Below are 23028 nucleotides of genomic sequence, written 5' to 3' on the forward strand. Positions count from 1 at the left end.
GGTAACCCTCGATGACGTCGCTTTATTGGCCCTATTGGCTGGCCCACTACTACAGCTTTCTGGAAATCTCGACCATCGTGATCGCGGTGCTGATCCTGATCTCCAGCCTGGACGATCTGTTCATCGACCTGTGGTACTGGTCTCGTCGTCTGTTTCGCAAGTTCACCGTGGGTCGCAAATACCGGCCGCTGACCGCCGAGCAGCTGATGGCCCGGGATGAGCAACCGCTGGCAATCATGGTTCCGGCCTGGCTGGAATACGACGTCATCGCGCCGATGATCGAGAACATGGTGTCGACCCTGGACTACCAGAACTATGTGGTTTTTGTCGGCACCTACATCAACGATCAACGCACCATTGATGAAGTGGAGCGCATGCGTCGGCGCTACAAGCAGCTGCATCGCGTGGAAGTCCCGCATGCCGGGCCGACCTGCAAGGCCGACTGCCTGAACTGGGTGATCCAGGCGATTTTCCTGCACGAGAAAACCCACGGCATGACCTTCGCCGGCGTCGTGCTGCACGACAGCGAAGACGTGCTGCACCCGCTGGAATTGCGCCTGTTCAACTATTTGCTGCCGCGCAAGGACATGATCCAGTTGCCCGTGGTTTCCCTGGAGCGCAACTGGTACGAATGGGTGGCCGGCACCTACATGGACGAATTCGCCGAATGGCATGGCAAGGACCTGGTGGTGCGAGAAAGCATGACCGATACCGTGCCATCCGCCGGGGTCGGCACCTGTTTTTCGCATCGTGCCTTGCGAGTATTGGCCGGGGAAACCCAGAACCAGCCGTTCAACACCGACAGCCTCACCGAAGACTACGACGTCGGCGCACGCCTGGCCAAGGTTGGCATGAACGCGATCTTCGTGCGCTTCCCGGTGCAGTTTCGCGTGCTGCGCAAATCATGGTTTCGCAAGCCTTACGAATCGACCCTGAAAATGCCGTTGTGCGTGCGCGAGTTCTTTCCCGATACCTTCCGCACCGCGTTCCGCCAGAAAGCCCGCTGGACACTGGGCATCGGGCTGCAAGGCTGGGAACAAATGGGCTGGAGCGGCTCGCTGGCCAACCGTTATCTACTGTTTCGTGACCGTAAAGGCGTAGTGACGGCGTTCGTCAGCATCATCGCCTACGTGATTCTGGTGCAGTTGCTGGGCCTGATTGTTTTGCGCCAGAGCGGTCTGTGGGACGTGAGTTTCCCGACGCCGTTTGAAACCAACGGCTTTATCCAATACCTGCTGCTGGCCAACGGTCTCGCGCTGGTCTGGCGCATCGCACACCGCTGCTATTTCACCACCGTGCTGTACGGCTGGCAGCATGGTTTGCTGTCGATCCCGCGCATGGTCGTGGGCAACTTCGTCAACTTCATGGCCGCGTCACGGGCCTGGCGCATGTTCCTGGTCGGCAAGGCGTTGAACCGCAAACTGGTGTGGGACAAGACCATGCACGACTTCCCCTCCACCGACCTGGTCGCTGCCGCACCGCGCAAGCTGGGCAGCGTGTTGCTGTCCTGGCAGGCGATCAACGAAAGCGACCTGCAAAGTGCCCTCGTCGAACAGAAAACCCGGCACATGCCATTGGGACGGATTCTGCTCAGCAACGGCTGGCTGGACGACGAAACGCTGGCCGAAGCCATCGCCTTCCAGAACGACTTGCCACGGGTGTTCGATGTGGCCGCCAAGGCGCGGGACTCGAACCAGACCCTGGACGATGAATTCGCCCTGCGCTGGCGCGTGGTGCCCCTTGGCTTGAATGCCGACGGCCGCGCGCAAGTCGCCGTGGCCAGCCCGCTGCCGGCCGAAGGCCTGCAACAGGTCAGCGACGAACTGGGCAGCGAACCGGTGCAGCTGATTGCCCGGGAGAGCGAAATCGTCGCGCAATTGCGTCGACTGAACGTGCGTGAAGGCCAGTCCGTGCCGGATGCCCGAGCGCCATTGCTGGGCGACCTGTTGATCGAAATGGGCCTGCTGGATCGCGATGTGTTCAGCCGTGCGATGTTGCAGTACCGCCCGCAGCATCACGGTCGCATCGGCGACTATCTGGTCGACAGCGGCGTGCTGCCTCGCGCCACCATCGAAAAAGCCGTGGCACGTCAGCACAGCCACTACCCTGCGGAGCTTCCTGCATGAATCGCCCCTTACTGACCCTCATGGCCACGGGGCTGAGCCTGATACCTGCGTTTGCTCATGCCCAGACGCTGCCATTGCCATTGACCGGTCCGGCCTATGTAACCGCCAACGAGGCGTATAGCGCATACGAGCGCAAAGACTATGACCTGGCCATCGCCAAGGCTCGCGAAGCGCTACGTCAGCGCGCCGATATCCAGCGTTTGAACACACTGATTGTGCTGGCTCAACGGGACAAGGATCTGCGCGATCATCCCAGGCGCTACCCGCAATCACGCCAGGCCCCTGGCTTCGGCGCCGCTGCCCAGGCCTTCAAGGCCTATGACCGCGATGACTTCGGCGCTGCTGCCCTGGCGGCACGCAAAGCCATCGCTCAGGCGCCCAAGCGCCTGGATTATCGGCTGCTACTGATCGAGTCCTTGCAGCGCCAACCGCATCTGCAGGAAGCGGATCAAGCCACCACCCAGGCGCTTGCGCTGTTCCCGGCGGACGACGCGTTGCTGATGCGGCGCGCGGCGATTCGTCGGCAACTGGCGATGCCGCTGGCGGTTCAGGGCTATCGCGCCCTGCAGCAAGGCCATGTGCCGCTGGCCGTGGACCAAGCCAGAAAAGCCGTCGCCTGGGCCCCGGAAATCGGCGCCAACCAGCAACTGCTGATCAGCGCCCTGCTCGCCGCCAACGATTACCCCGGGGCCGAGCAAGCCGCGTCCGCTGCATTGGCACAGGATGACGGGGAAATCACACCGTGGATTCTGCGCAGCTACGCCCTCGATCGGCAGGGTAAAACTCAAGCCGCTCAAGCTGATCTGAAGCAGGCCCTGGCCATCGATGGCCTGCCGCAAGCACAAGTCCGCGACATTCGTTTCTTCGCCGCCGACGCCGCATTGGCCCATGGCGAGCCGCAGCAGGCGCTCGATCATCTGCAACCACTGGTCGACGATGAAAGCGGCGAAGTCGCCCGTCGCCGCAGCGCCGCCCGAATGGTGCTGTGGCAGAAAAACAATGGAGGTCTGAACACTGTCGCTCACCTCCCTGCTCCGGCCCTGAACTGTCAGGAAACGGCCTTCGGCCTGGTGTGTGATATCTGGCCGGGCAACCAGCGCGACGGCGGAACCGACATGGCCGCCCAGGCCTACGCGGCCCTGGCCCGCAAGGACGTCGAAACGGCGGTTGCCCTGGCGAACCAGGCCGTCGCCCGCGCGCCCCGGAACCCGGCGTATCGACGCCTATTGGTCGGAGCCCTGACCGACCAGAAGCAAATGCCCGAAGCCATCGCGGCGGCTAGCGCCGGTCTCAAGGCCAATGGCGATGACGCCCGGCTGCTGAGCCAGCGCGGCTTCTTGCGTCAGCAATCGGGGGACGATACCGGAGCACGCCAGGACTTTACCCAAGCCTTGGCCCAGGGCAGTTTGCCGGCTTACGAAGAGGCCAGCCTGTATGCCGCCATCGGCCAGAGAAGAACCGCGCGCGAACGATTGCAGCAGGCACGGGACACTGGCGAACTGGAAGCGATGAGCGACCTGCAGATCGCCTATTTATCGGTCCAGGCCGGCGACGATGACCGCGCCCATGAATCGTTTCGCAAGGCCGATGCCGACACCCGGCTCTCACCGACGGCAACACAGGACGCCGCCTACAACGCCATGCGGGTCAATGACGACGAGCAAGCTGTCACCTACTTCAAGCGAGTCATCGACGCAAAAAATGCCGGTAAACTCGACCTGTCCCCGCAGCAACTCTTCGACACCCGTCGCGCGGTGGCCGATGTGTCGCGTACCTGGGGCTTGACCAGCACCACCAGTTATCGCGGCAACAGTTCCAGCAGCGGTCTGAGTTCAGCGCCGAGCAGCGGCAGTAACAGCAATGACAGCAATGACAGCCTGCAAAACAGCACAGAACTGTCCTGGCGCCCGTTGGGCTATCGCAATGCGCGTTTCGTCGAACTCTACGGTCGAGTCACCGACACGCTATGGAGCAAGAACAGCGATTCGGCGACCGGTGTCGATGCCCTGCAAGGCGCCGTGGGTGTGCGGGTCAAACCGTTCACGGCGGTGAACGTGATGGCTGCCGTTGAGCGCACGTTCCCCTTGGGGTCATCCGACGTCAACGGTGACTGGCTGGTGCGCCTGGGCTATGGCTCAAGTATCGGGACCGATCTGCGGGTCGATGCCTCCAGCTGGTGGACCTCGCAGTTGTTCGCTGAAGCCGGTCACTACATCAACGACTCGCGTAACTATTTCAACAGCGAGTGGCAGGTGGGCCGCAGTTACGCCATCGGCGGTGCAGGTTCGCGCTGGGTGAGTTTCCCCCATGTCGTGGCCGCATTCGACTATGACTCAAAGATGAACAGCGAGACCGATACCGACGGCAGCACGAGCTCATCATCCGGCAAGGCCGCAGGCATCGGCGTCGGCAACAACGTCCGGTACTGGTTCCGCGAAGATGCCTACAACGCCCCACGCTCCTATGTGGATTTTTCTCTGCAGTACCGCGTGAAGGTGCTGGGCGATGACCGCGCTCAAGGTGTGTTCGCTCGCCTGACTTATTCCTATTGAGGACTGGCATGAACGTTCGAATTTATTTGCGCTTGGGGTTTAACCTGCCCTCGACGTGGGCATATCCCCCGCCCCTGAAAAAGGCAGCCCTGTGAAAATCCTTGGCTACAGCGCCAGTCGCGCGACCGTTGTCGCCCTGTTGCTTATCGCTACCCTCGGCGCAGGTTCCGCCATGTTCTACGTGACACACACCAAGGTTCTTAAGCCGGGGATTGTCGGCATCGTCTGGCAGCCGGACAACAAGACTGTCGGCATCAACGGCCACTGGGAAAAACTCGGCGCCCATGAGCTGCTGGTGCAATGGACCGTCGTCGACGATCAGGCATTCGTTCCCGGTACCGGCCTGCCCACCGTGCCGGTGTTGCCCGACTGGGCGCGCATCGCCAAGGCGCCCTGGGCGCAGGATGTCATTCTCGGCCTGGCCGGTGACTTCAGCGAGAGCCGCTCACGGGACAACATCGAGCAACTGGCCGCTGTCTCGGAACGCATCGCCAGATTGCCTACGCCGCTACACGTCACCGGCTGGTATTTCCCGGCCGAAGTCGACCCCAGCTGGACCCGCGCCAAAGAACTGCCCGCCCTGCTCGCCAAGTTGCCGCGACCGTTGTGGATCAGTGTTTATGACGGCGCCAACATCGGCCCCGCCGCCACCGCCGATTGGCTCAAGCAATGGCTGCCGGATGACATCGGCGTGTTCTTCCAGGACGGCGTCGGCGTCTACACCCGCACCGCCCCGGTGGCCCGAACCTACGCCGATGCCATGCGCCAGCGCCTGGGCAAGGACCGTGTGCGGATCATCGTCGAAGCCTTTCGCCCCAACTTCGGCGGCGGATTCCGCTCCGCGACCGCGGCCGAACTCAAACCGCAACTCGCGGCCTATGACGGCTATCCGCTCTACCTGTTCGACGGACCGCACTACGTGACGCCTGAGTTGGTGGAGCAATTGGTGCAGTGAGTCGCAAAGCAGCCATGACTAACGTCGTGGCTAGCCGACGTGTGAAAAGAGGTGAAGCCGACGGAAGCACACCTGGCTGGCCGGAGCTTACTCTTGCCGGACAATATCGACCGAGATCTCCACCGCCGCAATCGTTCCTCTATTCTCAAGCCAGTGCGTGGTGTTCCTGTCCTCCGGCCAGCCCACTCCCGGCCCGTAGTCCGTGGCGACTCCATTTCGATGGTCAGTGATCGTGCCTTGCAGGATGTAGACGGTGCCTGGCCTGTCTATATGGTTGTGAATCGGCCCGAAGACGCCTCCAGGTTCGATGGTCACCATACGCATCCTGAGTTGGCGCCCTGTCATGCCCTCGATCTCAGGGCCCAGGTCAACCGTTGCCAGTAACTTCACCGCAACACCTTTCGTCTCCGGCGCCGCCTGTTCGTTGCTCATCGTGCTCTCCTCTCTGTACAGACAGGAACTCGACACACTGAAAGGTGTGATCACATGCATTGATCATGGTCGATAAAAAAACCAACGCAAATGAAAGTCCTTGTTTATACCGGATCAGCTTTGAGGCTGATCCCGCCTCCGTTCACTCCCCTGAACCAGCACCGTCACAGCAGCGGCTCGTTGTTCGACGAGCCGTTTTTCTTCGCGCGGCGTGTATTCAAAATACGAGGTTCAACAGCGTCTATTCTGTATAGAGCACAGCCACAAACACGCCTCCAGCCTCTTGATACAGGGGAAACGGGATGACCGGTAAAACAGCGCACCAATGCTCGTCATGGGTTCTTCCGTCCCTGCTCGCCATCAACCTTGCGCTGACCGCGGGATGTGCAGGCAAAGCCGCCACCGCTCGCTATACCGCCTCAAGCGCAGGTTCAAGCACAGGCTCAAACTGCTACGCAAAAGCGCTCCCCACTGCCGGCGAGGGCGGTCTGGCCTGGGGCTCCACGTTGAATCTGGCTCGCCAAAAATCCCTGGACAATTGCATACGCTATGCCGGCCAATCCGGTGGCACCCCGGATACCTGCCATGTGGTGGCGGCGGATTGCAAAAACTAAATAGAGCGGGTGGCGATGCAAGCCATTGGGTTCACGGTCCCGACTGATCGAACCGCCCCGGGTTCAATAGACGGACCGTCCGCCATGCGCTATTTCGGGTCACCCCCCAAGAGATAATTTTCGACATTTCCTGTGGAAAGAGCTTCGAGCAGCACCTGCGCCAGGATCGCAAAAAAATATTTGATGTGGGCCTGTTTCAATGCCTGAGGCCGGGTCACCAGATAGACGTCCAGATCGGGAAGTTGAAGATCCGGGAACAACTCGGTCAGGCCCTTTGCCAGAATACGGGGCAGTACTGCCACACCCATGCCTCGCCTCACCGATTCGAGTTGCGCCGCAAATGAGTTCACGCTGATTTGCGCGCGCTCCAGCCCCGCCGCCTTAGCCGCACGCATCTGCGGCAACATGTCCAGCGGTGGAAGCAAGGCAATATTGACCGCGGTCGCCGGAGTCAGCCCTGGAAACCGCTTGAGATAACCTGCATCGGCGAAGACGCCATAGGCGAGACTGCCTATGGGTCGATAGATCAGCGACGGCTCGCCCAGATGAGCGGTGCGTATGGCAATGTCTGCCACGCCACGGACGATCTTGTGAAAGTCGGCTGTGACCAGTAACTCCACCGAGCAACGCGGATGAAGAGCGGTGAAGCGACTCGTGGCCTCCAGCACGCAAGACGAGAACCCCTCGCCGGCGCTGACCAGGACACTGCCAAATAGCTCTGTGTCTGGCCCGGACACCCCAGCAACGGCTTGACGCCTCAAACCCGCTTCCGCAGCCAGGGCAACTTCCACGAGGGATTGGCCCCGCGAGGTCAACCAGCACCCTTCAACGCCCCGCTCCACGAGCGGCTCGCCCAGGGCGCCCTCGAGTTGGGTCAGCCGGCGAGACACGGTAGACGCCGCGATACCCAGCAACTGGCCAGCTTGAAGAAAGCTGCCGCGCCGCGAGACTGCCAACAGCAGACGAAGATCGTCCCAATTTGCCTGCAACGCCATGCTTCGTATCCTCCCTGATTTGCATATGTGCAAAGCCATTATGCAGTAGTCGCTGTTTTTCGACAGCGGCCTCAACGGTATATCTACAGACCCTCGAAACAAATGGAATGGACTGTATGACTTCTGGCCCCAACGACTTTGCGGAACGCGCCGCCATCGCCTTCAATCGCCGTGATGTGGAGGCGATGCTCGCGCTGGTATCCGAAGACTTCATCTACTTCGACGGGATGGGGGTGCAAACCGGTCGCGAATCCATGCACAAGCGAGAAACCGCAATACTCGAAGCATTCCCCGATGCCCAGCTGACCTTGAGCCCATTTGCCGTCAGTGACGATCGTTTGGCACTGACCGGCTTCCTGACCGGCACCTTCACCGCCCCCTTGGTGATGCCGGACCGGGTGATTCCACCCCATGGACGCCACATTGCCATGTACTACGCCGCACATTTCACCTTCAGAGACGGGCTGGCCATCCGTGAAGAGGCCTTCTTCGACAGTGCGGTATTGATGCCGTCAGCCGATCCGAGGGAGGGTTGAATCATGCGCAGCGTATTCGTTACCGGCGCAACCGGTTTGTTGGGCAACAACCTGGTGCGTGAATTGATCGCTCATGGCTGCGTGGTCAAAGCCCTGGTCCGTTCAAGAGCCAAAGGTGAACAGCAGTTCAACCATTTGCCGGGTGTAGAGCTGGTGGTTGGTGACATGGCCGATGTCGATGCATTCGCGGCGTCGCTACGAGGCTGCGATACGGTGTTTCACACCGCCGCGTTCTTTCGTGACAATTACAAGGGCGGCCGTCACTGGGAGGAACTCGAAAAGATTAATGTATCGGGTACGCGGCGCCTGCTTGATCAGGCCTATCGCGCCGATATACGACGGTTTGTCCATACGTCGTCCATTGCCGTGCTCGACGGCGCTCCCGGCACATCAATTGATGAAACATGCCTGCGGGCCGACGCTGACGCGGATGATTATTACCGCAGCAAGATCCTCGCCGACCGTGTCGTCTTGTCATTCCTGGAACACCATCCCCGGATGCATGCCTGCATGGTCCTGCCGGGCTGGATGTGGGGTCCCGGCGACATTGGCCCGACCTCCTCGGGACAGTTGGTGAACGATGTGGTGAACGGCAAATTGCCCGGCCTGATCCCCGGTAGCTTCTCCGTTGTCGATGCCCGCGATGTGGCATTGGCGCAGATTGCCGCAGCCAGACATGGACGGCGCGGTGAGCGCTATCTCGCGGCGGGCCGACATATGACAATGCGTGAACTGGTGCCTATTCTTGGCCGTATAGCAGGCGTCAAGACACCCGTTCGACAACTACCGCTGCCTTTTCTATACGCCTTGGCGACTGTGCAGGAGATCTATGCGCGTATTACCGGCAAGCCCATTCTGCTGAGCACGGCCACGTTGCGCCTGTTGGTACGAGAGAAGGACCGCACCCGTTTCGACCACAGCAAGAGTGAACGAGAGCTTGACCTGAGTTTTCGGACGCTGGAGCGGACAATCACCGATACTGTGGCGTGGTACCGCGAGCACGATTGGTTTGGAAAACACCAGAACAAGGACGTAAACATACTGTGAGCAGGACAATAATCCTGATGCGCCACGGCCAGCCAAAGCTGGCCACAACCGAAAAAATCTCGGCCCTCGATATGAAAGACTGGATCGAACACTACGATCGGTCCGAAATTACTGACCACGCCGTCCCGGATGCCAGCATGCAGCTCGCCGCGACTGCCACGGCGATTGTCTCAAGCAGCGCGCCTCGTGCGCTGGCCTCCGTCCAGGCCCTTGGCCTGAAGCCCGTCCTCGTCGACGCGTTGTTCTGTGAAGCGCAACTGCCGTATGGTCACTGGAAACGGCCACGGCTATCGCCGTTTACCTGGGCATTTATCCTGCGAATCCTATGGTTGTGCGGTTACTCACGCAAAGTCGAATCCGCCCGCACCGCAATGATGCGCGCCAGCCTGGCAGCTCAACGGCTTCAGGCCCTTGCCAGCGAAGGACCGGTTCTGCTGGTCGGCCATGGCTTTATGAATCGGATGATCGCCAAACAACTGGTGGCAGGTGGATGGACTCGCCAAAAACATAACGGCAGCCGGTATTGGAGTGCGACGGTGTATCAATGTGGCGGTGTTTAAGCGGAGCCTATCAAGCGATATCCGAGAGACATCGACATCGATGAAATGAACCAGGTCTCTTCAATAGACAGCCCGGCCAGGTGCCGGGCTTTCTAATGCTTGTACTGGCCAGAATCCCGGTGCCTGGAAAGTGCCGCTTGAAATGAACACCTAAGCCTGCCCTCTGCCTTCGACGGTCGAGGCGAGCGGTAACCAGACGCGCACCTCGAAGCCCTCCTGCCGGCCTGTTGCCGGCGACACCAGCATCATTCGCGCATTGACCCCCTGCACAATGGTTTTAGCAATCGCCAACCCCAATCCTGACCCGCTGGCTTCACTATGACCGCGCACAAAACGCTCGGTCAGGTGTTGCAACACGGGCTCCGGCACCACCGGGCCGCCATTGACCACCCGCAGCAGCGCCTGGTCGGTGAGGCTGACTTCGATCGGTTGATCCGCCGCGCCATACTTCAGCGCATTCTCGATCAGGTTGCGCAACAGAATGGCGAAAGCGTCCGGATCAATGACCGAGTACACGCTGGCCTGGGTTGGTAGCTGCAAGTCGATGTGGCGAGCGCTGCTGTGGTTCCACTCATCAACCACATGGGCCAGCAACGGAATGAGGTCCTGGGGCGTTTCGGACAACAGCCCACCGCCCTCGGCCTTGGCCAGTTGCATGAGTTTTTCCGAGAGCCGCGCTAACTCGCGCAACGAGTTTTCGATTTTTGCCGCGCGCACTCGCAACGGGCCTTCGGGCGCTTCGTGGCGCAGCCGCTGGACCTGCGCCAAGGTCGCGGCCAGTGGCGTGCGCAGTTCATGGGCGCTATTGGCGGTAAAGCTGCGCTCGGCCTCCAAGGCCTTGCGCAGGCGCTCCAACAGATGGTTGACCGCATCAGCCAACGGATCGATCTCCGCTGGCAGGCGCGAAACCTTGATCGGCGACAGATCCCCCACCCCACGGGCCTCCACCGCATGACGATAGGCCAACACGCTATGCAGACTGATGCGCACGAATAACCAGGTGCCCAACAGGCTGATGGGAATCAGCGCCAATAGCGGCATCAGCAAGGCGAACAAGGCTTCCCGCGCGGCTTCCCGGCGATGGCCAAGGGGTTCGGCGATCTCGATGAACAGCGTTTCGCGCAGTGCACTGGCGCCATACAGACGATACTTTTCAGTGGTGGAGAAACCTTCAGTCGGTTGTTTGTTGAAGATATCCGGGTTGGCGTCGTGGGACTGCATCAGGATCTTGCCGGTGACATCGCGCACCAGGTACGTCAGGTATTCCTTGTGCACTTTCAGGGTGGCCACGTGTTGTGTCTCATCGGGCGTTTCCCGATTGCTGATTTCCAGAACGGCCAGGGGCAGGATGCGTTGCGCGGTTTCTTCCAGCGCGCTGTCGAACGCTTCGTTCAACTCATGTTGCACCACCAGCCAGGCACCGACGGTCGCCCCCAGCCAAAGCAAGGTCATGCCCAGGGTCAACCCCAGGCCGAGACGTTTTTGCAGGCTTGACGATTTCATGCGGACATCAACCGGTAACCCATGCCGCGCACGGTTTCAATCAGGTCGCGCCCGAGTTTCTTGCGCAGCCGGCTGATATAGACCTCGATCGTGTTGCTCTCGATTTCGGCGCCGAAGGCGTACAACCGTTCTTCGAGCTGCGCCTTGGACAGCAGCGCGCCGGGGCGCTGGACAAAAGCCTCGAACAGCGCCCACTCCCGCGCCGTGAGATCCACCGTCGCGCCGGCCCGCAGCACCGTACGGGCACTCATGTCGATCTGCAATTGGCCGAGTCTGATCTGCGGGTTGGGGTTGCCGCTGTAACGGCGGGCCACCGCAGCTACACGGGCCGAGAGCTCAAACAGGTCGAACGGTTTGACCAGATAATCATCGGCCCCGGCATTGAGGCCGGCGATACGATCGGATATCTGATCCTGGGCGGTCAGGATGATCACCGGCGTCGCGTCCCCCGCGCAGCGCTGCTGACGCAAAAAATCCAGCCCGCGACCGTCCGGCAGCATCAAGTCGAGCAGAATCAGGTCGTAGGGAGTGGTGCGCACACTGCTGCGCGCATGCTCCAGGCGTTGTACCCAGTCGACGGCATGGCCGTCATCGGCGATCTGTTCGCGCACCGCTTCCCCCAATCCGGGCGCGTCCTCGACCAATAAAACCCGCATCTGACATCTCCTTGATGATTGTCGTGCAGCACCTTAACCGCCTTACCTGACGTGAATCTGAAGATTCAGGTGGTTGTCAGGAATGCACCTTAGGGTATGCCACAGACGCCGCCCCGGCAGGAGATAGATCATGAAATCCGCTTTTATTGCCAGTACGGCGTTATTGAGCTTGCTGCTCAACGGCTACGCCCTGGCCGATGAAGACTGCAGCGACCCGGTGAGCGACTGGCAGCCACGCGAAACCTTGCGTCAGCAGGTCGAGCAGCAATACGGCTGGAGCGTGCATCGCATCAAGGTCGACGACGGTTGTTACAAGCTCAAGGGATTGGACCGCAAAGGCAATGCCATCGAAGCCAGTTACTCACCGGCATCGCTGCACCTGCACACACTCGAGATCCATTTCCGGGACGATGGCGACGCCAGGGATTACCTCGGCAGCCCGCTCACCGAATAACCCACCTGTCGATGTTTTTTCCCGCGTTTCAGGTTGCTGTCAGCAAGCAGGTCCAGGCTCTCGACCTAACGATCAAAAGGACAACTCCATGAAAAAGCTCATCGCTGCATCCTGCCTCGCCGGCGCCGTTGCCCTGCCGGGGCTGGTCCAGGCCCGTGAAGTGACCTTGACCACTCAGCTCAAGGACTACAGCGGCAACGATGCATATCTGGCGATCTACGTCACCGACGCCACTGGCCAATACCAGAAAACCCTCTGGGTGGCCGGCAAGAAGGCCAAGTATTACAAGCATCTGGCCGACTGGGCCCGTGGGAGCGGGATGAACCCGCGCGAGTTTGACGGGGTCAGCGGCGCCAGCGTCGGCAGTGGGCGCACGCTCAAAGTCAGTGTCGAACTGGCAGACACCCTGATCGACGCCGGCTATCAAATCCGCATCGACAGCGCCGTCGAGGACAAACGTGATGCCCGCGCCGATGTCAGCGTGCCCCTGACGTCCAAGGGCGCAGGCAAGCCGGCGGCCGGCAGTACTTACGTCGAATCCTTTACTTACGATCTGTAGCACCTGCCATTTCTGGAGGCTGAACATGCTTCGCCAGTTCCATTCCCTGCCCGGCCTGATCGCCGCCCTATTGGTCATGCTATTGGCCATCAGCGGCGCGATGTTGTCTGTCGACCCGGCCCTGGAACGCCTGCACAGCACGCCCACCGCTGCCGGGCAAGTCAACGTCAGTCAGCTGGCCGGGCACGTCGCCGGCCATTTCCAGGGCGTGGAGCAGATCCAGCGCACAGCGTCCGGGACGGTCATCGTCTACTACAACCAGGACGGTCAGGCCGGGGCCGAAAAGGTCGATCCACTGACCGGTCAAGGCCTCGCACCCTACGAGCCATCCGCCTTCTCACGCTGGATGAAAGACCTGCACCGCTCGCTGTTCCTTGGCACGCCTGGCCACGGGGTGTCTGGAGTCGGCGCGCTGTTCATGCTGATGCTGTCGGTGTCTGGTGCGCTGTTGCTGGCCCGGCGGCTGGGCGGCTGGCGCAACCTGTTGCGACCACTGCGAGGTTCCTTCAGCCAGCGCTGGCATGCTGAAGTCGGACGCCTGGCATTGCTTGGGCTGCTGCTGTCGGCGCTGAGCGGGCTCTATCTGTGCGCCACGACTTTCGGTCTTATCGCTGACGGCAGTCAGAACGAACCCACCTTCCCCACCCACGTCAGCGCCGGTCCGGCCTTGCCGGTGGCGAACCTGAAAGCCTTGCAGGCCACTGACCTGAATGACCTGCGCGAACTGGTCTACCCGAGCCCCAACAACCCGCAAGACGTGTTTTCCCTGCGCACGGCCCAGGGCGACGGCTACGTGGACCAGGCCAGCGGCACCTTGCTGTCCTATCAAGCCCACGACTCGATGCACAACCTCTACGAATTGATTTATCAGTTGCACACCGGTGAAGGCCTCTGGTGGCTGGGTCTGCCACTGGGGCTCTGTGCACTCTGCGTGCCGTTGATGAGCGTGACCGGCATCCTGCTGTGGTGGCGCCGCCGCAAGGCCGCTCCGAACATCCGCGACAATTGCGCCGCGCAATCCGCCGACAGCGTGATTCTGGTCGGCAGTGAAAACAACAGCACCTGGGGCTTTGCCAACACCTTGCATGACGCCTTGCACCAGGCTGGACACCGGGTACATAGCGCGCCGATGAATCAATACACCAACGACTACGGCAATGCGCAACGGGTGTTCATCCTCACCGCGACCCACGGCGACGGCGATGCCCCGGCCTCGGCTTCGCAGTTCCTGGCGCGGTTGACCAGGGTCGGCCTCAAACCCGGCCTGCCGTTTGCCGTGCTGGGCCTGGGCGATCGCCAGTTTGCGCAGTTCTGTCAGTACGCCCACCAGGTGCAGGACGCGATGTTACGGGCCGGTGGCTCGCCGTTGCTGGGGCTGGAAACCGTCAACCGCCAGTCCGCACAGGAATTTGCTCGTTGGGGTCATGCACTGGGTGAAGTGCTGGGGCATGACCTGACGCTGGTCCACACCCCTGAGCAGCCACGTACCCATCAACTGGCGCTGATGGAGCGCATCGCCTACGGCGAACAGGTGAATGCGCCGACCCACGTACTACGCTTCAAGGCCCCCAGCGAGCTGCCGGACTTTCTGGCCGGTGACCTGGTCGGGATTTTCCCGCCGGATAGCCAGGTTCCGCGTTTCTACTCGCTGGCCAGTAGCTCAGAAGATGGCGTGCTGGAGATCTGCGTACGTAAACACGAAGGCGGCGTGTGCTCGCCATTCCTTCATGGCCTGGACATCGGCGCGCCGATCGAAGCATTCATCCAGCCCAACCCGCAATTTCGTCCGGCATCGGGCGCGCATCCGGTGATCCTGATTGGCGCCGGTACCGGCATAGGTCCCTTGGCCGGTTTTATTCGCAACAACAAGGCCCGACACCCCATGCATTTATATTGGGGCGGGCGCAATCCGGCCTCGGACTTTCTTTACGAATCGGAGCTCAACCGTTACCTGGCGGACCGACGCCTCACGGCATTGCGCGCCGCCTTCTCCCAGGTCATGGACGGCAGCTACGTGCAAGACCGGCTGATCGGCGATGCACTGGTCTTGCGTCGGCTGATTGAGAAAGGCGCCCAGGTGTTGGTGTGTGGCGGTCGCGAAATGGCTAAGGGCGTGATGCAGGCCCTGGATGACGTGTTGGCGCCGATTAACCTGAGTGTGCTGACCCTCAAGGCACAAGGACGCTACCGTGAAGATGTCTACTGACTTGCAACGCTACAGCCTGAATGGCGAGACCATGGGCACCCGTTACACCGCCCTGTTCTATGCGCAAGCCGGGATCGATACCGACCCAATCGACCACAGCCTGGCCCGCGCCGTGGCCCGGGTGGACCAGCAAATGTCCACCTGGAAACCTGACTCCGATCTCAACCGCCTCAACGCCGCCCCCGAGCAGGAGTGGGTGTCCGTGCCCAAGGAGCTGGCCATGGTGCTGTCTGCCGCGCTGCGTGTCAGTCAGCAATCCAGCGGCGCCTTCGACATCGCCATCGGCGATCTGGTGGACGCCTGGGGGTTTGGCCCCGGCGAACAGACCATCACGGAGCAGGTGCTGGACACGATGCCACCGCGAGCTCGCCTGCACGCCAGCTCGGCGCTGGTCATTGACCCGCAACGTAATCAGGTACGCAAACGAGCGCCACTGAACCTCAACCTGAACGGTATCGCCAAGGGTTTTGGTGTCGATGAGCTGGCCCGCTGCCTGGAGGGCTTTGGCATCACTCGTTATCTGGTCGGCATCGACGGCGAGATGCGTGCCCGTGGCGTCAAACCTGATGCGCAACCCTGGGTCGTGGCCATTGAAAAACCCTGCCGGGGCGTGCGTGAAGTCATGGGGGTGATGGAACTCGGCGACGCCGCCATCGCTACATCCGGGGACTACCGACACTGGGTCGATGTGAGGGGGCAGTCCTATGCCCACACCATGAACCCGACAACCGGCGCACCGCTGTGCAACGCGCTCGCGGCCGTCAGCGTGGTGGCGACCTCGTGCGTGCTCGCCGACGCCTGGGCCACGGCGCTGTTGGTGCTGGGTGAAATTGAAGGCCCACGCCTGGCACAAGAGCGCGGCATGGACGCTTTGTTCGTGCTGCGCGACGGTGAACAATTCAAGGAAATATCCATTGTCGGTGGCCAACTGCAGGCGCAGATTGAATGCGCTGAAGGGCTACTCGAAGCCTGGACGAGTTGACCCGCCCCAACGCATTATAATTTTAATGAATACTTATAATAAAAAACCGCCTATTACTGCAGCGCCTCGCTAGCCATAAGTCGAATACTGCCCCCATGAGCTGAACCTTATAGTGCACATTGCAAAAACCACCTCACAATAAAATCAATACCCGGTATTTTAAATGTCACTAAGAAAATCCCCCATAAAAACGCTTCCGATAACTGAAGAACTATTGCAGTTACTCCAGGCCATTGATCAGGCGCACACCTCATGGAGATCTACTGTCAATCATCTGGACGCGGCATGTGATGAGGTGTGGCTCGCTCGAATGTGGGAGGTTGAAAACCTCGAAAGCCAATACAGAGCATGTCAAGACCAGTTGTTCCTTTATCTAAAACAAGCGATCCGGCTTTGAATCGTCCACCACCGCCCTGCTCTATTTTCCGGGGTTTGCGCCATAAATACGGGCTAACCAGAACCAATCGACCGTGAACATTCGACTAAAGCACAAGGCAACATTTTTGGCGCCCGAAAACACCCTTAGTTTGGGAGCGGACATCTCTGGCAACGTCCGACAGGCTGGGGAGCTGTATCCTTTCAGTCACGCTACAACCATATAACTCATACATCCCAGTATTTTTTACGAATGACCCTAATTGTCATCCAGAACACTTTGGCAACCACTTTAGAGTTAAAGCATTGCGGTCCATGGTCGACATTCAGAGCGCCATGATCAATCAACCTGCATTACTGCCTGGAGTTTTTATGTTCGGCTGGATCAGCAATATCCGTGTCAGCGCTAAATTAAGCGTGGGGTTCGGCCTGGTACTAGGGCTTGCATTGTTACTGGCCGCCACCGGCTGGTACGCAATTGTTACATTGACCGACCGCGGGCTTAAGATTGAAAAAATTGCTCGAATCAGTGATTACACCAAAGACTTGCGAATCATTCGTTTACGCATAGGTACAAACCCTCAATCGGATGCCTATCAACCGCTGCAGATAACCCTGGATAACCTGGCAGCCCACCTGCACAGTATCAAGGAACATTTCACTTCCCCCTTCGATCAAGACTTGATTCAACAGCAGGACAACTCGGTCAAGGAGTACGGACAACTGCTGCATGACCTGACGCGGCCTGACACTGACCAGGCGCCAACGTTTAAACGTATGGGGCAGTTGGGCGATCTGTTGCTCGACACGACGCAAAAACTCATCGAGTCGCAAAATGCCAAACGCGACGCCGATGCCGCGTCCGCCAAGGCCCTGCTGGGTCTTGTCGCGGCCTTGGCTCTGCTGCTGGGCACACTCGCAGCGTGGGTCATCACACGACAAATCGTTCATCCGCTGCAGCACACGCTCCAGGCGGTGAACCGTATTGCCAGGGGTGATTTGAGTGAGCAAGTGCAGGTCAACCGGCGTGATGAGTTAGGCCAACTGCAATCAGGTCTTCAGCAGATGATGCTCAACCTTCATGAGCTGATCGACGGCATTCGATCCGGCGTCATCCAGGTTGCCAGCGCTGCCGAACAGCTATCGGCGGTCACCGAGCAAACGACGGCAGGTGTCAACAACCAGAAAGCCGAAACCGATCATGTCGCCACCGCAATGAACGAGATGACCGCTACCGTGCAAAACGTCGCACGCAATGCCGAAGAAGCTTCTGCTGCCGCATCCATCGCCGATCAGCAAGCCTGCGAAGGAGAGCAGATCGTGGGTGAAGCCATTGCGCAGATCAAGCGCTTGGCGCAAGAGCTCAACCAGTCGGCAGACGCTGTGCGCCATCTCCAGGAACAAAGCGATAAAATCGGCGGCGTACTGGATGTGATCAAGGCAGTGGCCCAACAAACCAACCTGCTGGCGCTGAATGCGGCCATTGAAGCAGCTCGCGCCGGAGAAGCCGGTCGTGGTTTTGCGGTGGTGGCAGACGAGGTGCGTAATCTCGCCTTACGCACCCAGCGCTCCACCGAAGAAATTGAAACGCTGGTAGCCGGAGTCCAAAGCGGCACTCATGCCGTTGCCTCAGGCATGGAAAGCAGCCTGCTGCTGAGCGAAAGCAGCGTGGAATTTACCCATCGCGCTGTTGACGCCCTGGAGAACATCACAAGTAAGGTCTCAATCATTCAGGCGATGAATCAGCAGATTGCCACGGCGGCGGAGCAACAAAGCGCAGTCACCGAGGAAATCAATCGCAGCGTGATCAACGTTCGCGACATCTCCGAGCAGACGGCAAGCACCTGCGAAGAAACCGCGTCTTCGAGTACCGAACTTGCACGGCTGGGCCATGAACTGGAAAGGTTGGTAGGACGCTTCAAAGTCTAGACTTAAAAGCCAGCCATAATGTTTACACACTGCTGTAAAGCCATCAGAGAGCAGGCGACACCCTCACAAACGTCGATAATGCTTGGTACCAGCTCAGCGCAGCCACGATTTATCCATGAATGAAACACCCCATCGGCTGCATCCAGCCTTTGGGGTGCCAGTCATCAAGCCCTCAAGAGCGCCCTACGGAACCTGTGACCGGTAGATTCCCCAGCAGCTTGAGCCCGGTACTCTTCACGAAAGTGTCATAGTCCATCGGTCTCTCGATACGGGTTTCAGCGTTGGGCAGTACGTAGGCCCAGGCACGCTTGGACGATGCGTCGTAAACCAGTTTGAACAGACGGGTCGGTACCCAGACCTTGTTGTCGCCGATGGTGGCGTGGCCCGAGTCAAAGAGCGGGCCGGTAAAGACAAACACATTACCATCGGCTCGCTTGGCAAACTTTCTGACATCGGACTCGACCTTGCTCCAGATCTTCCGGTTGTTGGTTGGGTCTTGCGGCACCATGTTCGACAGCGCAAACGATTGGGCCATTGCATTGGGGCTCGGTGCATCGGCTGCCGGGGATTGATGGCCACGGTCCACGGCCGGATGTTGGCTACGGTAGTCGCTCAACTCTGCCCGCCCGCTCTTGGGGATGCGCGGGTCCGGGTAGAACTGGTTGGTGCGCTCCTCCCCTTTGGCATCCTGCAGCTGGGCGGCATTGAGGCGTTCGACCACTACCAGCGGCGTCTTGCTGGTTTGCGAGTACAGCACCGCAAAGTTATCGGAACACAGGGCCAGAGGTTTCATTGTGGCAGGCACTGTGGCCATGTTGATCGGTTTCGCAGCCGGAAACAGATCTGCGCAGCCGTCAAACGATGCCTGTTTCTGTTTGTTTGAATAGAGCTCCAGAGCCGCGTTCTGGCTGATCGAGCCCGAGTGGGAGGTTTGTTGCTGATGCTGGGTCGGTGGCTTGAGGTAATCCAGCAGACTGCGGGCTTGTGCCCCGGTCGAGAGCAAAACAAGGGCCGATAGCCCAACTGCAATTTTGCGTAGGTGCATGCTTTAAATCTTCGAATTGGATTGAGGGGTCAACGTACGGCGAGTCCCGATTCACGGGACCAGGTTAAGGCGGTTGCTGATTAAACTGCGGCAAGCATGCTTCACTGTCCTTGATCAAATGCTGATGCGGGCCCGGTCGGTTCCGAGAAGTACGACTACTGACAGTCGTGCGGGGGTTATTGACCATTACAAGTCACATTAGTGCTGAGCAGCGTTTACATTCGACTTGCCAATGCGCGTGCGCGAGCAAATCGCTCAGTCACACCCGGGCTCAAGCCAGCAGCTCGGTAATCCATCGGGCCTGCCGGGCGACGTCCTGCACCTTCTCTTCAGGCAAGGCCTGCCGCGCCCGGGCGAAGTTGCTCAACGTCTTCTGCTTCTGACGCAGCATGCGCTGCCACTTGGACAGGAACGCCGGGCTGCGGGCCTGCATCTGCAGCGGGCCGAAGTACAGCTCCTCGGCGGTGTACGTCACCGGCCCGGCACGCTCGGCGACGATGATTTCGTAGTCGAAGCGGTTTTCCCGCAGCAGTTCCTCGCAGAGGATGCGGTAACCATTTTCCATCAGCCATTGGCGCAGTGGCTGCTCGCCGCCGTTGGGCTGCAGGATCAGGCGCTCCTGGCCGCTCAGGTGCGCCTTGCCGCTGTCGAGGATGTCGCGAATCGTCTCGCCGCCCATGCCGCAGATGCTGATCGCCGTGATCCCGTCGCCCGGCTCGATCGCCGCCAGGCCATTGGCCAGGCGCACGGTGATCCGCTGGTCCAGGCCGTTCTCGCGCACGGTGCGTTCGGCCGAGCGGAACGGCGTCAACGCCACCTCGCCGGCCACCGCCGCCGCGATGGCACCACGGCGCATCAACGCCACCGGCAGGTAGCCGTGATCCGAGCCGATATCGGCCAGGCACGCCCCTGCGGGTACATGCGCCGCCACACGCTCCAGGCGCATGGACAATGTCTGTTCGTTCAACTGCAACCCCTTTCTCACCACGAACGTCCGGCATCTTTGGCCGGATCGGGGCGCGATTCTGTCGCGCAACGCCGTGCATTTCAAATTTCCTCGACCAGGGCCATGGCTCGCCCCGTACCTACCGCTCGCGCAGCAGAGCCGGTCGGCAGGATTTACCGTTCACAATCAGCCGGTTGAGAAATGAAAGCAGATGCATCTCGGGACCAGAAAGCAGAAACTCGGCGGCACGGCCCTACGGAAGCATTCGAATGACAGTCAAATAGCGCCGCCAAGTGTGCGGGAATGGCCGCATCGCACAATGATCAAAGACGTTCTACCAGGAAAGGGAGCCATCTTATGAAGCCCGTCAGAATTCGTACCCTGCAAAGTACTGATGCTGAGGCGTTACTGATATTTGAATTGGATAATCGCGAGTGGTTTGAGCGCCACATCGACGCGCGCGGTTCTGAGTTTTACTCGATACAGGGTGTCACCGATCACATTGCGGCTTATTTATCTGGTTTTGCCGCCGGAACCTGGCATCCATTTGTCATCGAAGATCCCGCTGGAAATATAGTGGGTCGAGCGAACCTGAAAGGCATCGACAGGTCCGAACGGTCGGCAGAAGTCGGCTATCGGATTGCTCAAGGCGCTTGCGGACAGGGACTGGCAACGTTCGCGGTGAGGCATCTGATCCAGCAGGCGCAGTTGCATTGGAACCTTAAACAACTGGTTGCCGACGTATACGCTGGAAATATCGGTTCGGCAAAAGTACTCGAACGGTGTGGCTTCTTGATCGAACAAACTCAGCAAGAAGGAACAGTGCAGGATTATCGATTTAGCCTGACGATTTAGATGAGTGAATGATTGGCCTGCATGCGTCAGCAGCCAAGTCCCTGGCCCCCACTCTGATCACTGCTGCGTGTTGGAAACGCGTAGTGATGCCGAGCGTTTCCCTCATCGCTCCTCGGCGAATGCATCCTTGATAAATGCCTCCAGCTCTTTTTCTTCAAGCAGTTCAATAGAAAAATGCCCAAAGCGTTTCGGCAACCAGAGTATGCGTGTGCCACTTGGCGACTGGAGATTATCGCGAGACAGCGGCTTGCCGTTTTCGTTTTCCGGCTGGACTCCGGCGTCGATCAATTCATCGTAGGCGGTTTCGATGTCCGGTGTGGAATAGCAATGCCGGTAAATTGTGCCTTCGCCGTTGGCGTCCATCAGCGCCTTGAGATTTCCGGTAAACGGTTGCACCAGCATGAGACGCTCCGTCCCAAACATGACGATCGCATAACGCACATGCAAACCGTCGCGCTGCCAATCAAGTGTCTTTGAAATTTTGGCGCTGAAGACACGGGCGTAATACCTGCACGCCTCCTCGAGGTTTTCCACGAGAACGTCTACGTGGCTGAACTTTAGTTGCAATTGCCTCACCTTTTTCAGATATGCGATGTTGAAATGTATCAGTTCCTGCGCGCCACCCCGAACGTGCGCATGATCGAAGCAGGCTTGGGTATCCGGATCTTGCCATTGCCAGCCGTGCGTGCCGAATTGCTCGGTACCCGCCTGACGGGAGAAAACCCCATGGGCAAACCCAACCATAGCGCTCTATGATTGAACCCCATGACGACCTCTCTTCTGATCCGCCAACCCTGCCCACCCGGTGCCTGCATCTGCGAGCGTGAGCAGCTGCTGGAAACTCCCGGCACGGACCTGCGCATCCTCAGCCTGACCCGCTCGGAAGAAAAGCGTCTGATCGATCGCCTGGAAAACCTGCAGAGCCTGAGTGACCTGGAGCGCCTGCAACGGCGGATGTACGAGCAGTTGGGCCTGCGCGTGGAGGTTGTCCCCGGCTTCAACGAAGTGCGCACGATGCGCGGCATCAACATCACCCTGGGCGAACTGCCGGGCCTGTGTCGCAAAACCCGTCAGTCGATTCCGGCGGCGATTCGCCGAGGGCTGGAAAAACGCCCGGAGATTGCCTACGAGCTGCTCAACGCCAACGACTTGTTGCGTGATGCCTGATGGCTTGCTTCGTTATCCCGATACGTTCGTTCGAATGTCCTGAAACAGGATCAGCGGTCGTACGCGCAATGCGGTCCGCTGCTATGCCTTCTCATGGGAGAACAGGTTTCAGGCCAGCCGGGATGGAGCTGGAAACACAGGCGTGACCGTGGTCCCGGCGCCAGCCAGGTACGCGAAGAAAAAGGTGCCAACCCGTAGCAGGAGGTGGCAGATGTTATTCATGGTCCGTTGGTCCATCAGCCCGCAACAGCGTAACAGTGCGATCGAACGTTTTCTCAAGACCGGCGGCGCTCCACCCGCAGGTGTCACCATGCAGGGACGCTGGCATGCTGTCGGCGGCTCGAGCGGTTTTGGCATTGCCGAGGCCAGTGATCCGGTGGCGATACAGAAGTGGGTGCTGGAATGGAGCGACCTGATGAGCATGGAAGTCCACGTCGCTTTGACCGATGAACAGGTGGCGCCACTGCTGGCTGCCGCGGTCAGCAAATAATAGTTGTCGAGGCGGCGAGTGCCCTCGCCGCCTTGCTTCTGACT

At 59.7% G+C, this 23028-nt stretch carries 22 protein-coding genes; 15 read left to right on the forward strand and 7 right to left on the reverse strand.

Annotated features, from left to right (window positions below; all coding sequences use genetic code 11):
• Window positions 1-11: 11 nt before the first annotated feature.
• The 3 genes from PSH64_RS15845 (at window position 12) to PSH64_RS15855 (ending at window position 5633) form a co-directional block, all read left to right on the forward strand.
• Window positions 12-2126 carry a glycosyl transferase family protein gene (locus tag PSH64_RS15845; RefSeq protein ID WP_305477780.1) on the forward strand — a complete coding sequence of 705 codons (2115 nt, stop codon included), beginning with the start codon at window positions 12-14 and terminating at the stop codon, window positions 2124-2126.
• Complete coding sequence (locus PSH64_RS15850) at window positions 2123-4678, forward strand: bacteriophage N4 adsorption protein A (RefSeq protein ID WP_305477781.1); 2556 nt, start codon at window positions 2123-2125, stop codon at window positions 4676-4678. The genes PSH64_RS15845 and PSH64_RS15850 overlap by 4 nt, the downstream gene beginning before the upstream one ends.
• A 172-nt stretch (window positions 4679-4850) precedes the next feature.
• Complete coding sequence (locus PSH64_RS15855) at window positions 4851-5633, forward strand: hypothetical protein (protein ID WP_305481168.1); 783 nt, start codon at window positions 4851-4853, stop codon at window positions 5631-5633.
• 87 nt (window positions 5634-5720) lie between these two features.
• On the opposite strand, the gene PSH64_RS15860 is transcribed toward PSH64_RS15855, so the two are convergent.
• Window positions 5721-6065: a cupin domain-containing protein gene (locus PSH64_RS15860; RefSeq protein WP_105344590.1), complete on the reverse strand. Its 345-nt coding sequence runs from the start codon at window positions 6063-6065 to the stop codon at window positions 5721-5723.
• 302 nt (window positions 6066-6367) lie between these two features.
• Between PSH64_RS15860 and PSH64_RS15865 the strand changes: the two genes are divergently transcribed.
• On the forward strand, window positions 6368-6679 hold the full coding sequence (locus tag PSH64_RS15865) for a hypothetical protein (protein WP_105344592.1): 312 nt from the start codon (window positions 6368-6370) through the stop codon (window positions 6677-6679).
• A gap of 89 nt (window positions 6680-6768) precedes the next feature.
• Here PSH64_RS15865 and PSH64_RS15870 read toward each other — a convergent pair whose 3' ends face one another.
• The gene (locus tag PSH64_RS15870; RefSeq protein ID WP_305477782.1) at window positions 6769-7674 is read right to left on the reverse strand and encodes a LysR family transcriptional regulator; all 906 of its coding nucleotides are present in this window, start codon (window positions 7672-7674) and stop codon (window positions 6769-6771) included.
• 116 nt (window positions 7675-7790) lie between these two features.
• Here PSH64_RS15870 and PSH64_RS15875 point away from each other — a divergent pair, with 116 nt between their 5' ends.
• Genes PSH64_RS15875 through PSH64_RS15885 form a run of 3 tightly spaced genes read left to right on the forward strand, consistent with a single transcriptional unit; the run spans window position 7791 to window position 9817 of the window.
• Complete coding sequence (locus tag PSH64_RS15875; protein ID WP_305477783.1) at window positions 7791-8210, forward strand: ester cyclase; 420 nt, start codon at window positions 7791-7793, stop codon at window positions 8208-8210.
• A gap of 3 nt (window positions 8211-8213) precedes the next feature.
• A complete protein-coding gene (locus PSH64_RS15880) occupies window positions 8214-9257 on the forward strand; it encodes an SDR family oxidoreductase (RefSeq protein WP_105344599.1) in 1044 nt (347 codons plus the stop codon).
• A gap of 17 nt (window positions 9258-9274) precedes the next feature.
• The gene (locus PSH64_RS15885) at window positions 9275-9817 is read left to right on the forward strand and encodes a histidine phosphatase family protein (RefSeq protein WP_105344601.1); all 543 of its coding nucleotides are present in this window, start codon (window positions 9275-9277) and stop codon (window positions 9815-9817) included.
• A 150-nt stretch (window positions 9818-9967) separates the two neighbouring features.
• Here PSH64_RS15885 and PSH64_RS15890 read toward each other — a convergent pair whose 3' ends face one another.
• Together PSH64_RS15890 and PSH64_RS15895 are read right to left on the reverse strand one after the other, a co-directional pair.
• Window positions 9968-11320, reverse strand: coding sequence for an ATP-binding protein (locus PSH64_RS15890; RefSeq protein ID WP_105344604.1), 1353 nt, complete (start codon window positions 11318-11320; stop codon window positions 9968-9970).
• Window positions 11317-11976: a response regulator transcription factor gene (locus PSH64_RS15895; RefSeq protein WP_305477784.1), complete on the reverse strand. Its 660-nt coding sequence runs from the start codon at window positions 11974-11976 to the stop codon at window positions 11317-11319. The genes PSH64_RS15890 and PSH64_RS15895 overlap by 4 nt, the downstream gene beginning before the upstream one ends.
• 130 nt (window positions 11977-12106) lie before the next feature.
• Between PSH64_RS15895 and PSH64_RS15900 the strand changes: the two genes are divergently transcribed.
• From PSH64_RS15900 to PSH64_RS15920, 5 genes are all read left to right on the forward strand, one after another.
• Window positions 12107-12430 carry a PepSY domain-containing protein gene (locus tag PSH64_RS15900; RefSeq protein WP_305477785.1) on the forward strand — a complete coding sequence of 108 codons (324 nt, stop codon included), beginning with the start codon at window positions 12107-12109 and terminating at the stop codon, window positions 12428-12430.
• Window positions 12431-12518: 88 nt separating this feature from the next.
• On the forward strand, window positions 12519-12989 hold the full coding sequence (locus PSH64_RS15905; RefSeq protein WP_105344611.1) for a DUF2271 domain-containing protein: 471 nt from the start codon (window positions 12519-12521) through the stop codon (window positions 12987-12989).
• A gap of 25 nt (window positions 12990-13014) precedes the next feature.
• Window positions 13015-15195 (forward strand): PepSY domain-containing protein, encoded by a 2181-nt coding sequence (locus PSH64_RS15910; protein ID WP_305477786.1) that lies wholly within the window; start codon window positions 13015-13017, stop codon window positions 15193-15195.
• Window positions 15185-16177 (forward strand): FAD:protein FMN transferase, encoded by a 993-nt coding sequence (locus tag PSH64_RS15915; RefSeq protein ID WP_305481169.1) that lies wholly within the window; start codon window positions 15185-15187, stop codon window positions 16175-16177. Before PSH64_RS15910 ends, PSH64_RS15915 begins: the two co-directional genes overlap by 11 nt.
• Window positions 16178-16924: 747 nt before the next feature.
• A complete protein-coding gene (locus PSH64_RS15920; protein ID WP_105344621.1) occupies window positions 16925-18481 on the forward strand; it encodes a methyl-accepting chemotaxis protein in 1557 nt (518 codons plus the stop codon).
• Window positions 18482-18653: 172 nt separating this feature from the next.
• Here the strand turns inward: PSH64_RS15920 and PSH64_RS15925 are convergent, their stop codons facing one another.
• Together PSH64_RS15925 and PSH64_RS15930 are read right to left on the reverse strand one after the other, a co-directional pair.
• The gene (locus tag PSH64_RS15925) at window positions 18654-19526 is read right to left on the reverse strand and encodes a DNA/RNA non-specific endonuclease (RefSeq protein WP_105344623.1); all 873 of its coding nucleotides are present in this window, start codon (window positions 19524-19526) and stop codon (window positions 18654-18656) included.
• Between the two features lie 271 nt (window positions 19527-19797).
• Window positions 19798-20493 carry a class I SAM-dependent methyltransferase gene (locus tag PSH64_RS15930; RefSeq protein ID WP_280523893.1) on the reverse strand — a complete coding sequence of 232 codons (696 nt, stop codon included), beginning with the start codon at window positions 20491-20493 and terminating at the stop codon, window positions 19798-19800.
• Window positions 20494-20829: 336 nt separating this feature from the next.
• On the opposite strand from PSH64_RS15930, the gene PSH64_RS15935 reads away from it, so the two are divergent.
• Window positions 20830-21327, forward strand: coding sequence for a GNAT family N-acetyltransferase (locus PSH64_RS15935; protein ID WP_305477787.1), 498 nt, complete (start codon window positions 20830-20832; stop codon window positions 21325-21327).
• Between the two features lie 102 nt (window positions 21328-21429).
• Here the strand turns inward: PSH64_RS15935 and PSH64_RS15940 are convergent, their stop codons facing one another.
• Entirely contained in the window at window positions 21430-21894 is a 465-nt protein-coding gene (locus PSH64_RS15940) for a VOC family protein (protein WP_105344777.1), read from the reverse strand.
• Between the two features lie 198 nt (window positions 21895-22092).
• Between PSH64_RS15940 and PSH64_RS15945 the strand changes: the two genes are divergently transcribed.
• Complete coding sequence (locus PSH64_RS15945) at window positions 22093-22494, forward strand: hypothetical protein (RefSeq protein ID WP_105344628.1); 402 nt, start codon at window positions 22093-22095, stop codon at window positions 22492-22494.
• Between the two features lie 211 nt (window positions 22495-22705).
• Window positions 22706-22984 (forward strand): DUF3303 domain-containing protein, encoded by a 279-nt coding sequence (locus tag PSH64_RS15950; RefSeq protein ID WP_105344630.1) that lies wholly within the window; start codon window positions 22706-22708, stop codon window positions 22982-22984.
• The last annotated feature ends 44 nt before the right edge of the window (window positions 22985-23028 follow it).

Source organism: Pseudomonas sp. FP1742 (assembly GCF_030687145.1).
In the GTDB taxonomy this organism is placed as follows: Bacteria; Pseudomonadota; Gammaproteobacteria; order Pseudomonadales; family Pseudomonadaceae; genus Aquipseudomonas; species Aquipseudomonas frederiksbergensis_D.